Source organism: Confluentibacter flavum (assembly GCF_002843175.1).
Taxonomy (GTDB): Bacteria; Bacteroidota; Bacteroidia; order Flavobacteriales; family Flavobacteriaceae; genus Confluentibacter; species Confluentibacter flavum.
On record NZ_PJEO01000028.1, the window covers coordinates 67,913 to 80,890 of the forward strand.

Genomic DNA, 12,978 nt, shown 5'->3' on the forward strand with positions numbered 1-12,978 from the left:
AGAAACTTGTCTTTTCGGTTTTTAGGTTAGTTAGCTAAGTTTCCTTTATAAAGCTGTCAAATTCATATTTGGCAGCTTTTTTTATTTCCTTTTTTTGTAAAAGGATGCTTCAATAATAAACATCAAATCACTAAATTTGCAGTTCTTAAAATTTCAAGAAATATTATGTTTAATAATTTAAGTGAAAAGTTAGATAAAGCGCTACATGTTTTAAAAGGACATGGTAGCATCACAGAGGTAAATGTTGCAGAAACACTTAAAGAAGTTCGTCGGGCTTTATTGGATGCCGATGTTAATTTTAAAATAGCAAAAGATTTTACCACAAACATTAAGGAAAAAGCTTTAGGACAAAACGTATTGACGACGTTACAGCCGGGGCAGTTAATGGTTAAGATTGTTAAAGACGAACTTACCGAACTTATGGGTGGTGACGCAGAAGGTATTAATTTATCGGGAACGCCAAGTATTATTTTAATGTCTGGTTTACAAGGTTCTGGTAAAACAACCTTTTCTGGTAAACTTGCCAATTATCTTAAAACAAAAAAATCCAAGAAACCATTATTAGTCGCATGCGACGTGTACCGTCCGGCGGCAATAGACCAATTGCACATTGTTGGAGAACAAGTTGGTGTTACCGTTTTTAGTGATAAAGGAAATACAAATCCTGTTGCCATTGCACAAGCTGGTATTGCCCATGCTAAAGCGAATGGTTATAATGTTGTGATTATTGATACTGCCGGTCGTTTGGCTGTTGATGAAGTGATGATGACCGAAATATCAAACATCCATAAAGCAATTAAGCCCCAGGAAACCTTGTTTGTGGTGGATGCTATGACAGGACAAGACGCTGTTAACACCGCAAAAGCGTTTAATGATGTCTTGAATTTTGATGGTGTTATTCTTACCAAGTTGGATGGTGATACCAGAGGTGGAGCGGCGATTTCCATTAAATCGGTTGTAAATAAACCTATCAAGTTTATTGGTACAGGCGAGAAAATGGAAGCGATAGATGTATTCTATCCGTCTCGTATGGCCGATCGTATTTTGGGAATGGGAGACGTGGTGTCCCTTGTAGAACGTGCCCAAGAACAATTTGATGAAGAAGAGTCTAGAAAACTTCAAAAGAAGATTGCTAAAAATCAGTTCGGATTTGACGATTTCTTGAAACAGATTCAGCAAATCAAGAAAATGGGAAATATGAAGGATTTGGTTGGTATGATTCCCGGAGCTGGAAAAATGATGAAAGATGTCGATATTAATGATGATGCCTTTAAGGGTATTGAAGCTATCATTCATTCCATGACGCCTAAAGAACGAAGCAATCCAGCTATTATTAATGCCAGCAGGAAAAAACGTATTGGCGATGGTTCTGGAACATCTGTACAACAAGTGAATCAACTTTTAAAGCAGTTTGACCAAATGAGCAAAATGATGAAAATGATGCAAGGTGGCGGTGGTAAAAAGATGATGCAGATGATGAAGAATATGCGATAGTTTTCAAAGTTTCAAAGTTTCAAAGTTTCAAAGTTTCAAAGTTTCAAAGTTTCAAAGTTTCAAAGTTGCAGAGTTTTATAGAATTAGAATTACTTTTTCCAACACCCAACAACCAACAACCAACAACTATCAACTATCACCCAACACCCAACAGCCAAAAGATGATAATTTTAGACGGTAAAAAAGTTAGTAACGACATAAAAGATGAAATCGCTGAACACGTAAAAGCGATGGTTTCCAATGGAGAAAAAGTACCACACCTTGCAGCCATTTTGGTTGGTACAGATGGTGCGAGTATGACGTATGTGAATGCCAAAGTTAAGGCTTGTGAGAAGATAGGTTTCAAATCCACGTTAATCGATTTACCCGACTATACTACTGAAAGAGAATTATTGGCCAAAATAAATGAGCTGAATACCAATGATGATATCGACGGATTTATTGTTCAATTGCCTTTGCCAAAACATATAGATGAACAAAAGGTTTTAATGGCCGTACACCCGGATAAGGATGTTGATGGATTTCACCCCACAAATGTTGGGAAAATGGCTTTAGATTTGCCTACTTTCTTGCCGGCAACACCTTATGGTATTCTGGAATTGTTAGAACGTTATCAAGTTGAAACGTCTGGAAAAAATGTTGTTGTTATGGGAAGAAGCCATATAGTTGGTCGCCCAATGAGTATTTTGATGAGTCAGAAACGAAAAGCAGGTGATGCTACGGTAACGGTTGTTCATAGTCGCACAAAAAATTTAGCAGAGATTACCAAGCAAGCAGATATTATTGTAGCCGCTATTGGCATTTCAGAGTTTTTAACGGGCGATATGGTCAAGGAAGATGTAGTTATTATTGATGTGGGCATTACGCGAGTTCCTGATGCCACAAAATCAACTGGTTACAGATTGGCGGGTGACGTCGATTTTGAGAGTGTTAGTAAAAAAGCGAGTTATATAACCCCGGTTCCTGGAGGTGTTGGCCCCATGACGATTGCCATGTTATTAAAAAATACACTATTGGTTTGCGAGAGACGTAGCTCTAATTAGGAGTTAAAGCGTTTTCTCTATGTTGTTAACAAAAAAATCAGCTAATTTTTAGATTAATTACCAGTTTCATCCTTTCTATATTTTAGCATGGATACACCAGCAATAAAAAAAACACCACCTAATATAGTTAATGCCCAAGGGCTGAGTGTTACAAAGTTATTTCCAAAAATACCTAAAACCCCTAAAATTAAGGCTATCACACCTCCAATAGTTAAAATCAATGCCAATATTCGTATCATAATTTCAAATTTATTTTGATGCTAAGATAGAGCTAAAAAGAGTACGATGAACGTTATAAAATTAGGCGGGAGCGTTTTAAAACACCCACATTAAGTTGCCGATTTGTTTGATAGTTTGAATTAATTTCTGCGAAATGTAGTGGGTTTATACTCTTTAGTTGAATCTGCAATAAGCTTGTTTAGCTCGTCAAACTCATCCTTAGTCAGCTCTCGGTATTCACCAACAGGCATATCCATTTTAATATTCATGATACGAACCCGTTTCAATGTTTCAACTTCGTAATTTAAATACTCACACATTCTGCGAATTTGTCTGTTTAAACCTTGGGTCAATATAATTTTGAACTCGTAAGTACTTAATTTTTCAACCACACATTTTTTTGTCACCCTATCTAAATCTTCCAAAGGAATACCACCAGCCATGCGTTCAACAAACGTTTGAGAGATGGGTTTATCCACTTTTACAATATATTCCTTTTCATGATTGTTACTGGCGCGAAGAATTTTGTTTACAATATCGCCGTCATCGGTTAAAAGTATTAAACCTTCACTCGGTTTATCTAATCGACCGATTGGAAAAATACGTTTTGGGTACTTAATGAAATCGATAATATTATCTTTTTCAACGCTGGTATCGGTTGTGCAAACAATGCCGACGGGTTTATTAAAAGCTAGATAAACAAAGGATTTATTAGCGTATCTAATTTCTTTTCCATCAACATGTACCGTATCACTAGGAGATATTTTAGTGCCCATTTCTGGAATAACACCGTTAACGATTACGCGTCCAGCTTCAATAAGTTTATCAGCTTCCCTACGGGAACAATAACCAACCTCACTTAAATATTTATTGATTCGTTTTAAATCTTCTTCCATAGCCCAAAAATACAACAAACTATTGGTTGATGAAGTCTAAAATATGCGCATTAATTTCCTTGGATTTTAAACCGTGACCCAAACCAGAGGTTGATATAAGTGTTGAATTTTTATAATGTTTTTGATAATCTAATGCATCGCTATAAGGAATAATCCGGTCTTCTTTATCGTGAATGACAAGTCCTTGGGAATGGATGTTTTCTGAAAAATTGTGAATATGATAATAACTTGGTAGATGTCCGAAGCGGTTAAATACAAATTGATCTATTCCATTGGAAACCTTTTTGTTATAGCGCATCATACTTTTATAACGATCAAAAATACCGGTAAAATTTGAAGGCGCACCCAATAATACCACTTTTTTAACGGAAGGTAAGCTGTATTTGTGCTGGGAAATTATAGTCGCGATACCGCCTACAGAATGCCCTATGATAATAGCTGGTTTTATTTTTTTAGCAACCACATGAATACATTCTGAATATAGTATGGCATTAAATAATGTGCCTCCAGAATTACCATGCGCAGGAGCATCTAAAGTGATGATGTTATAATCCAGGGTTTTTAAAAGCTCTATTAATTTTTTCCATCTAGAGGTATTACTTTCCCAACCATGGACCAGTAAAATGGTGTCCTTTTTTCCAACCCATTGGTAGGTCATGATGCTTATATCCTGATAGTGTAATTCTTTTTGGATGGAGGCGTTAAGAAATTCAGTATCCATTTTTTTAGCGTTTCCTTTTTGGGGTCTGGAAAACAATTGAAAAGCCAAATGAACCGCAAAAGGCGTTGAAATATGACTGATGAAATTGATGGACGAACCAATGATTTTTGGGAGGTACTTATTCATTTAAAAAGATTCTCTGTTTACTGAATCCATACAAAAGGCAGGTTTGCAAATGGCTAAATATTCACATATTTCTGAAAAGGGATTTGAATATTGTACTCGGGTGTTTTTCTCTATTTTTATAGATTCTCCAGCTTTTAAAATAATGGTATCACCATCAATAATAAATTGCTTTTTACCTTTAATTATAAAGGTGTATTCATCAAATTCGGGTGTTTGAAAGGGTTCACTCCAACCTGGAGGAGCAATCATGTGGGCGATACTTATATCGGGATTGCCATCGGTTGCCAACCCAAAATGTTCCTTTATAACCTTTCCGTCTGTTGTTGGAACTTCAAAGGGGTTTTTTTGTATGAAATATTTTTTTTCAGCCATAGATTATAATTAACCATTATTTATTCTTCATTATTAATTCTTCATTGTTAATTATTTTAGAGGTTTTTTCTTAATCATGCCTCCTTTAAGGTCTTTTACAATCCCCATTATTATAAACGCCTTTTTATCAATTTTATCTATTTCAGTTTGTAATCTGGCGAGTTCTAAACGTGTTACCACGGTATAAATAATGTCTTTATCATAGCTATCTCCATTTGTGCCAAATCCGCCTTTACCAGAATAAATGGTGCAGGCGCGTCTCAGGTCTTTGGTAATCATGGTTCTTAGATCTACATGTTTTTCTGAAATGATGGTAACACCAACATATTCTTCAACGCCATCTACAACAAAGTCAACCGTTTTGGCGGCAGATAAATACGTTAGTATGGCATAAAGCGCTGTTTCAATAGAAAGGATATATGCGCCAACTGAAAATATTAAAATGTTTATTAATAGTAGGATGTCTCCAATAGTCAATGATAATTTTCTGCTTAAAAATATAGCTAACACTTCAGTGCCATCAATCACACTTCCTCCTCGCATGGACATGCCTATACCTAAGCCTAAAAAAAAGCCTCCAAATACAGAAATTAATAATTTATCATCGGTTACTGTTGGATATTCTACAAAATGAACCACAAAAGCCAAAAGGGCAATAGCGGCAATACTTCGGATAGCAAACTTAATATTGATAGTTTTTGAAGCTAAAATTAAAAAAGGAAGATTTACAAGAATTAAAAAATAACTTAAATCTAAGTCAGTCACATTTTGAAGCAATAAAGATATCCCCGTAGCTCCACCATCAATAAAACGGTTTGGTAACAAAAATCCTTTTAATCCAAATCCTGCCGAAAAGACGCCTATAATAATAAAAAAATATTCTTTTACAGCATGCGATATTTCTACTTGAAACCTTCTTACTATGGGCACAATCTCCTTTTTACTAACAGGCTTATTGGTTGCTTGCTTAGATTCTAATCTCTTGCGTGCAATATCAACTAAAATCTTAGATAAGAAAGGATTCATGGGCAATGTTTATATGTTATTCCAATTTAAGAAAAAGTATTTTATTTTGGCATGATCCGGAATGTGTATGGCTTCAATTTTTAAACTGGTATCAAAGCGAAGACTAGCGGGTAAATCTTTTTTATCTATTGTGAATGTGGTGTTTATCTCTTTAACCGTAACAAGAACAGAATTAATTAAATTATCTATTTTAGTTATTTTATAAGTATCTAAAATATCTTTAAAAGTACTTAATAAGGTAATGCTTTTTTCAGTTTTGTAGCGTGGGTCTAAAATCCTCACATTTTTAATAAATGATGTTGAATCTGATAATTTTCTGGGTGTTAAGATCAATAATTTTTTACCACCTTTTTCAAAAATTTCAATATCATTAATATTTTGTGTAAACTCATCATTACCAATATAATTTACAATAGAATCTTTGCTGAAAATAAGTTTGAGGTCTTTAACTTGAGTGGAATCATTCAATAAGCCAACATGTTGCTTGCCAATTTCAAAAGAGTCTGGTTCTTTTTTACAACTAACAACTAATACGGATAGAATGACGAGACTAAAAAAGGGTTTATACATATTGGAAGTTTTTAATGCTGATAATTGACGTTATTTTTTCATGGCTCTTGTTAAAATGCCAAATACACTACGAATAAACGTTGCACTTGTCAGCACTTTTACAACAGGGTTCATGGCGGTGCTTCTACGGGTTGTAGGAGCTTTTTTTTGCTTAGATTCTGCTTTTTTAAGAGCCTCTAATTCTTGTTTGGCATTTTCCTTAGCTTCTTCTGCTTCGGCTTGTTCTATTTTTTCATTCAAAAGCTCGTAAGCACTTTCTCTATCAATCGTTTCATTATATTTTTTTACAAGTTTAGATTGGGAAAGCAAGGTATTTAATTCACTGTCGGTCAACACATCCATTCGACTCATGGGTGCACGCATCATGGTCGCAGCCAATGGGGTAGGACGTCCTTTTTCATCTAAGGCAGACACCAAAGCTTCACCAATACCAAGAGAGGTTAATACCGTTTCGGTATCATAATATTCCGAATCAGGGTAATTTTGAGCTGTCATTTTAATGGCTTTTCTGTCGTTGGCCGTAAAAGCTCTAAGGGCGTGCTGGATTTTTAAACCTAACTGACTTAAAACAGCTTCAGGTACATCGGTTGGGTTTTGGGTGACAAAGTATAAGCCAACACCTTTACTTCTAATTAACTTGACAATGCTTTCAATTTGGTTTAATAAGGCTTTGGATGCTTCATTAAAAATTAAATGTGCTTCGTCAATAAAAATCACTAATTCTGGTCGGTCACTGTCACCTTGTTCCGGAAATGTTGAATAAATTTCAGCCAGTAAGCTCAACATGAATGTTGAAAATAATTTAGGTCTATCTTGAATGTCTGTCAATCTTATGATATTGATATAACCTCTGCCATCTCTGTCAATTCTTAACAAATCATCTACATCAAAAGAGGTTTCCCCAAAAAACAAATCGGCTCCTTGTTGTTCCAGTTCCACTATTTTCCTTAAAATGGATCCTGTTGAAGCTGTAGATATATGTCCGTAAGCCTCAGTAAATTCTTTTTTGCCTTCTTTTGTGGCGTATTGCAGTATTTTTTTAAAATCTTTTAAATCTAAAATGGGTAATTTATTATCATCACAATATTGAAAAATTACGGCAACAACACCTGATTGTGCTTCAGATAAATCTAAAATACGAGATAAAAGTACTGGTCCAAACTCGCTGATTGTAGCTCTTAATCGTACACCATCTTGTTCAGAAAGCGTTAAAATTTCAACAGGAAAAGATTTAGGTTCAAATGGTAAGCCAATTTGGGCATGGCGTTCATCAATTTTCGGATTACCGGGACTTGCTTGTGCCAATCCACTTAAATCGCCTTTAATATCCATAAGTAGTACAGGAATGCCTTTATCACTCAGATTTTCTGCCATTACCTGCAGCGATTTTGTTTTACCAGTACCAGTTGCACCAGCAATTAAACCATGACGGTTGAGTGTTTTTAAAGGAATTTTAACAAAGGCGTTTGTAATGGTTTCTCCATCTAACATGGCGGCACCCACGGGAATAAAATCGCCTTTGGTTGTATTGCCTTCATTGATGTAATTAAAAAAGGTTTCTTTTTTATCCATGGGTATTTATTTTGCATAAAAATACATGAAAAATGAAGAAGAAAAAAATATGGTTTCATTTGACAAAATGATGCTTAGAAACTATTTAAATTTTATCTAAAAGCCATTTTTTGTTTCTTTTTGCCCCATATTTCGTTGAAATCCGCCTCATCTGATCCAAAAATAATTCAAAAAAGCATCAATTAACAAAACTTAAACAGTTTCTTATATTTTTTGGTTTTTAACTATTCTGAAAAATAAATTTAAATTTTAAGCTCGATATGTTTCGTATAATCTGTAGAGGAAATTCAAAATCGTAATTCAAAAATCGTGAATCGTAAATTTTAAAAAGTATCTTTGCAACCTATGAACAAAGACTTGCAAATATTGGTGGATAAAGGCGAAATGTTGCCTTTAATGGAGGAGTTTTATACCATACAAGGTGAAGGTTTCCACAAGGGAACGGCGGCTTATTTTATAAGAATAGGAGGGTGCGATGTGGGTTGCCATTGGTGTGATGTAAAAGAAAGTTGGAATGCTGATTTGCATCCACCGACCGAAGTTTATAAAATAGTTGAAAACGCTAAAAAACATAGCGATACCATTGTTGTCACTGGTGGTGAACCATTGACTTGGGATATGTCTATATTAACAAATGCATTAAAGGCTGAAGGATTACAAATACACATTGAAACTTCTGGAGCTTATAAATTAACAGGTATATGGGATTGGATTTGTTTATCACCAAAAAAGATGAAATTACCAACCCTCGAAGTGTATGAAAAGGCCAATGAGCTAAAGATGATTATTTATAATAAAGATGATTTCCGTTTTGCTGAAGATCAAGCCGCTATGGTTAATAAAGATTGTATTTTATATATGCAGCCAGAATGGAGCAAACGCGATAAAGTGATTCCGGAAATTGTCGACTATGTCATGAAAAATCCTAAATGGAAAGTGTCTTTGCAAACACATAAATACTTGAATATTCCTTAATAAAAAAGACAGCCTTGAAATATTCAAGGCTGTCTTTTTTATTAAAAGAAAATATATTATTTACTAATTGGCACGGCAACTCTAGAAGTGCCCCAGGCTAAGTGCATGTTATCGTTTTCAAAAACAATAGAAAAATCACCAATAGGTTCTCCAGTGCTTGCAGGAACATTTACTCTAACTACATCATTAGCTTCTTTGTAGCTAAAAGCACCCCAAACATCCAATTCACTATTTAAAATGACAGTCCATTCAGTGTCGCCAGGAATGGTAAATAATGAATAGGTTCCAGCCTTAACTGCTTTTCCGCCGAAATTCATATCCTGAAAAAATTTAATTTCTGTTGCTTCGTTGGCTCCAGTTCTCCAAACTTTTCCATTAGGGGCTAATTTACTTAATTCTCTTCCGTTAAGATGAGGTCGGCTATAAATAACTTTAATCATGGGAGGGGCAGTTCTTTCGGCTCTATAATAGGTGATGTCTAAAGGGCTTTTGTCCACACTCGCAAATTTTTGTGCATAGGTGTTTATTGAAAGTAGCATACTAAACGCTAAAGCAATAGTTGTTAAAATACTTGATTTTTTCATTTTTAGATAATTATTTGTTTTTTAAAGGTCAAATGGAATCGCTTATTATCATAGGTGTTTATCTCACAAAAAAATATTTTATCGGTGTTCGATGATTTTCAATTGCAAGCAAACTTCTTGTTTATTGCGATTTCATATTTAAATTATGGATTAATTTTTTTTAAAATTAGTATAAATAATCTTAATTTTAAGCTAAAAGTTGACTTAGAATGTTAAAATTTATGATTTTATAAAAACTATTTTTTCAAAAATTTTAATGATTCCCTTCCACTATTGTTATGAAAATTAATTAAATACATACCAGAAGCAAGGTCTTCAACAGGAAATTTGTAATTTTTTTTTATTTTATTTTGAATTTGGTCTCTGGCTAATTGCCGGATGAATTTACCATTTAAATCATATAATTCAATCAACAGATTGTCATCCGAATCAAATGCGATTTCAAATTCAAGATGTGATGTAACAGGATTGTTTTTTAGGGTTATGTTTAATGAAGTTCTACCGTTTTCAACTACTATTTCATTACCTAAGGTTTCTTCAGTAAATTTATATAACGACATACCACTGGCATAAGCTAAGGTATCATTTATAATGAATATTCTATTTAAATTATTTCCTATGTTTAAGTTTGTCCAAGTTTCGCCACCATTTAAAGTTTCATAAAAACCAGTAGTGTGTCCGCCCATCCATCCTTGATTTTCATTGATGAAACCAACCGCTTGTATGTCTGTTTCGGGTGCATCATAGCTTGACCAAGTTTCACCACCATCCATGGATTTCACTAACTTTCCAAGATTTGGGTCTACTGATGAAATAGAACCAAACATGATATCGGTATTACTTCCCAAAATTTGCAGTTTCCAAAAATACTCTCCCGCTATGTTAGAATTATAAAGTACTGTCCAAGTGAGTCCACCATCAATTGTTTTTAAAATGGTAGCACCATTATTATTTCTGCCAGAAACAAAACCAATGTCTTCGGTTAAAAAATAAATTTCGACAAGGGCATTGGCGTAAGCGGACATATCAATGAATTGCCATGTGTCACCACTATCGGTAGATTTAATAATATGTGCAGGCATAAAATAAGCACCACAGCCATAAATGGTAGATGTTCCAACGGTATCCAAACCACAAATGGCTGTTGGATTGGGAGATATGTTTGATACAATGGTCCAAGTTTGGCCGCCATCAAGAGTTTTAAAAAAGTCCCCATTAAGCGTGCCTAAAAACCCTATATGTTCATTTAAAAACTCAATATTTCTGAAGTAATAATCTTTGCCAAGCTGGGTTTCATTCAATTGTTCTGTCCAAGTTTCACCACCATTTATGGTTTTATATACCCTTGCATAAAAACCATTTGCCGCCCAACCAATTTCGTCATCAATAAAAAAGACATCATCAAAACGTTGGTTGTTGGTGTTGGAAACGATGTTAGCTAGCGGTTGCCATGTAGCTTGTGCAGACACATTTAGATAGAAAAGCAGACTAAGGCATGTTAAAAGTTTCATTAAATAAATGATGATTCATTCTTTTTATGAATATAAGAATTATTTTTTAGCTTAGTTTTTGTTGGTAACTTTATTTTTCAATTACCATCTTTTTAATCAATGAAATTTGCACCACCACCACCGCTAACGCGCGAATCCTTTCGCATGGTTCTAGATTTTAAAATACTGGAAAACACAGATATCTTCTAATAATCCTTTTTCTCCTGCATAATCAGGTGCACTAGAGTATTTGTAATCCTCTGGTCTAAATACAATACCTTCTTCAACGGGATTATTGTGTATGTAATCAATCTTTTGTTGAATGACTTCATTACTCCATAGCTCAATGGGTTTGTTATCGTGCCTCCAAAATTGGAAATTAGTTGTATTGGAAGTTTTTACAGCTTCATTCTTAAAAAAGTCTAATAAAAATTCTTTTCTGCTTTCTCTTGGATTTTCTTGTATCGCTTTGGTAATACTTCTGCTTGTAAACCTTTTAAAATCGCCTAACAATAATTCTGGTTTTTCATTCTCAATACTTCTAAATATTAAATGAACATGATTTGTCATAATGCACCAAGCATGAATTTCCATGCCTTTATTTTTTTGACAAAAGGTTAAGCTTTCTAAAACTAAATCTTTGTATTCATTTCTAGTAAAAACATCCAACCACCCTACAACAGCAAAACTGACAAAGTAAAGTCCTTCTGGATTATGAAATTTATAATTTCTGCTCATGTTTTACTATATATTTAAAAATATTAAAATATTTCTTTTAATCAAGAACCACGCGAAAGGATTCGCGCGGCAGCGGGGGGGATTTTGTTTTATTCTTTTATGTGTTTTTTTTAATTCTATTCTTTGTTAGCCAACGTTTTTATTGATGAAGTCCCTGAAGTTCTTTTTGAAATCTGGTTTAAAAAAATCAACATCAAATGTTTTTCTTTCATTTCCATTTTTTCCTGAAAACTGCATTGCTTTAAAAAATTCAGAGTCTAACCCTTCAAATTTTTCTTTGTAAAAAGAATTTGAACAAACCCAAGTTTCGCAGTTAAATGTAATAAGACTTGATAATCTTCTATTTGTTCTTTTAATATTTTCCTTAAAAAATACGTTTACAAAAGATTTTACTTTTGAAGTATCGTCTTTATGATAGCCCATTAATAAAATTGATTTATTCAAATAAGGAAAATAAGAAATAAAAATTTCAGAAGTTCTTTCCATATCTTTTCTGTATTTGTATTGATAATCCATTATTTCCTGTGATGTATCATATGTATAAATGGAATTCAAGCAAAGTTGAGTTAAAACCATTTCTCGGTATTCAAAAACAAACGATTCGGTTTTATTACTTAAATCACTCCACATTGAATTTGTGTAAAACTCCAAATCTTTAATTCCCAATTTGTTTTGACGTATCGTTTCTTTTAACATTTCGTTGTTCATCTCAACACCTGGATGATTTATTATACATTCTTGTATTTTGATTACCACTTCTTTTAGCCAAAGTTCATTGTGTGCTGTTCTTAAAGCAAAAAGTAGACATGATTCATAATCATCAAAGTCAATTTCTTCTTGAGTTTCAATTTTGCTAAATATTAATGAATCGTGATTATTACAAAAACCTGTAAAAGTGTATATCTTATTAATTCCTTTCCTCTGAAGTCCAATATACTCTTGTTTAAAATGGTCTACTGATAATTCCCATAAATGTTTGTCATCTGAAATGGACGATAAAATTCCATTTTTTTGCATTATATGAGAGTTTATCGCTTTTTGATTGCAATTTGGATACATACAAATATTGGTACTGGATTTAGCTTTATTCGCACAATCAGTAAATATTTTAGCAATTTTTGGTCTTTCAGTTTTCAATTTTTGTTCAAATGT

Annotated in this window: 14 protein-coding genes; 3 read left to right on the top strand and 11 right to left on the bottom strand. The window is 33.7% G+C overall.

All coding sequences use genetic code 11. The features are described 5' to 3' along the window. Window positions 1–165 precede the first annotated feature (165 nt). The gene (ffh, locus tag CSW08_RS08830; RefSeq protein ID WP_106659524.1) at window positions 166–1,494 is read left to right on the top strand and encodes a signal recognition particle protein; all 1,329 of its coding nucleotides are present in this window, start codon (window positions 166–168) and stop codon (window positions 1,492–1,494) included. Between the two features lie 161 nt (window positions 1,495–1,655). Continuing rightward, window positions 1,656–2,537, top strand: a complete 882-nt coding sequence (gene folD / locus CSW08_RS08835; protein ID WP_106659564.1) for a bifunctional methylenetetrahydrofolate dehydrogenase/methenyltetrahydrofolate cyclohydrolase FolD — start codon at window positions 1,656–1,658, stop codon at window positions 2,535–2,537. A 53-nt stretch (window positions 2,538–2,590) separates the two neighbouring features. On the opposite strand, the gene CSW08_RS08840 is transcribed toward folD, so the two are convergent. The 7 genes from CSW08_RS08840 to CSW08_RS08870 all read right to left on the bottom strand — a co-directional run bounded on the left by CSW08_RS08840 (window position 2,591) and on the right by CSW08_RS08870 (window position 8,039). Then, the gene (locus CSW08_RS08840) at window positions 2,591–2,776 is read right to left on the bottom strand and encodes a hypothetical protein (protein ID WP_106659525.1); all 186 of its coding nucleotides are present in this window, start codon (window positions 2,774–2,776) and stop codon (window positions 2,591–2,593) included. Between the two features lie 120 nt (window positions 2,777–2,896). Next, a complete protein-coding gene (gene rluF / locus CSW08_RS08845) occupies window positions 2,897–3,652 on the bottom strand; it encodes a 23S rRNA pseudouridine(2604) synthase RluF (RefSeq protein ID WP_106659526.1) in 756 nt (251 codons plus the stop codon). A 19-nt stretch (window positions 3,653–3,671) separates the two neighbouring features. Next, complete coding sequence (locus CSW08_RS08850; RefSeq protein WP_106659527.1) at window positions 3,672–4,499, bottom strand: alpha/beta fold hydrolase; 828 nt, start codon at window positions 4,497–4,499, stop codon at window positions 3,672–3,674. Then, the gene (locus CSW08_RS08855) at window positions 4,500–4,871 is read right to left on the bottom strand and encodes a cupin domain-containing protein (RefSeq protein ID WP_106659528.1); all 372 of its coding nucleotides are present in this window, start codon (window positions 4,869–4,871) and stop codon (window positions 4,500–4,502) included. 51 nt (window positions 4,872–4,922) lie between these two features. Continuing rightward, on the bottom strand, window positions 4,923–5,897 hold the full coding sequence (locus tag CSW08_RS08860; RefSeq protein WP_106659529.1) for a YitT family protein: 975 nt from the start codon (window positions 5,895–5,897) through the stop codon (window positions 4,923–4,925). Between the two features lie 9 nt (window positions 5,898–5,906). Then, window positions 5,907–6,467 (bottom strand): hypothetical protein, encoded by a 561-nt coding sequence (locus tag CSW08_RS08865; RefSeq protein WP_106659530.1) that lies wholly within the window; start codon window positions 6,465–6,467, stop codon window positions 5,907–5,909. Window positions 6,468–6,497: 30 nt separating this feature from the next. After that, entirely contained in the window at window positions 6,498–8,039 is a 1,542-nt protein-coding gene (locus tag CSW08_RS08870) for a helicase HerA-like domain-containing protein (RefSeq protein WP_106659531.1), read from the bottom strand. A gap of 345 nt (window positions 8,040–8,384) precedes the next feature. Between CSW08_RS08870 and CSW08_RS08875 the strand changes: the two genes are divergently transcribed. Next, window positions 8,385–9,014 carry a 7-carboxy-7-deazaguanine synthase QueE gene (locus CSW08_RS08875; RefSeq protein ID WP_106659532.1) on the top strand — a complete coding sequence of 210 codons (630 nt, stop codon included), beginning with the start codon at window positions 8,385–8,387 and terminating at the stop codon, window positions 9,012–9,014. A gap of 56 nt (window positions 9,015–9,070) precedes the next feature. Here CSW08_RS08875 and CSW08_RS08880 read toward each other — a convergent pair whose 3' ends face one another. From CSW08_RS08880 to CSW08_RS08895, 4 genes are all read right to left on the bottom strand, one after another. After that, the gene (locus tag CSW08_RS08880) at window positions 9,071–9,598 is read right to left on the bottom strand and encodes a DUF2911 domain-containing protein (protein WP_106659533.1); all 528 of its coding nucleotides are present in this window, start codon (window positions 9,596–9,598) and stop codon (window positions 9,071–9,073) included. Between the two features lie 236 nt (window positions 9,599–9,834). Further along, entirely contained in the window at window positions 9,835–11,109 is a 1,275-nt protein-coding gene (locus tag CSW08_RS08885) for a YCF48-related protein (protein WP_106659534.1), read from the bottom strand. A gap of 150 nt (window positions 11,110–11,259) precedes the next feature. Further along, window positions 11,260–11,826, bottom strand: a complete 567-nt coding sequence (locus tag CSW08_RS08890; RefSeq protein WP_106659535.1) for an REP-associated tyrosine transposase — start codon at window positions 11,824–11,826, stop codon at window positions 11,260–11,262. Window positions 11,827–11,952: 126 nt separating this feature from the next. Continuing rightward, a complete protein-coding gene (locus tag CSW08_RS08895) occupies window positions 11,953–12,963 on the bottom strand; it encodes a hypothetical protein (RefSeq protein ID WP_106659536.1) in 1,011 nt (336 codons plus the stop codon). Window positions 12,964–12,978: the final 15 nt, after the last annotated feature.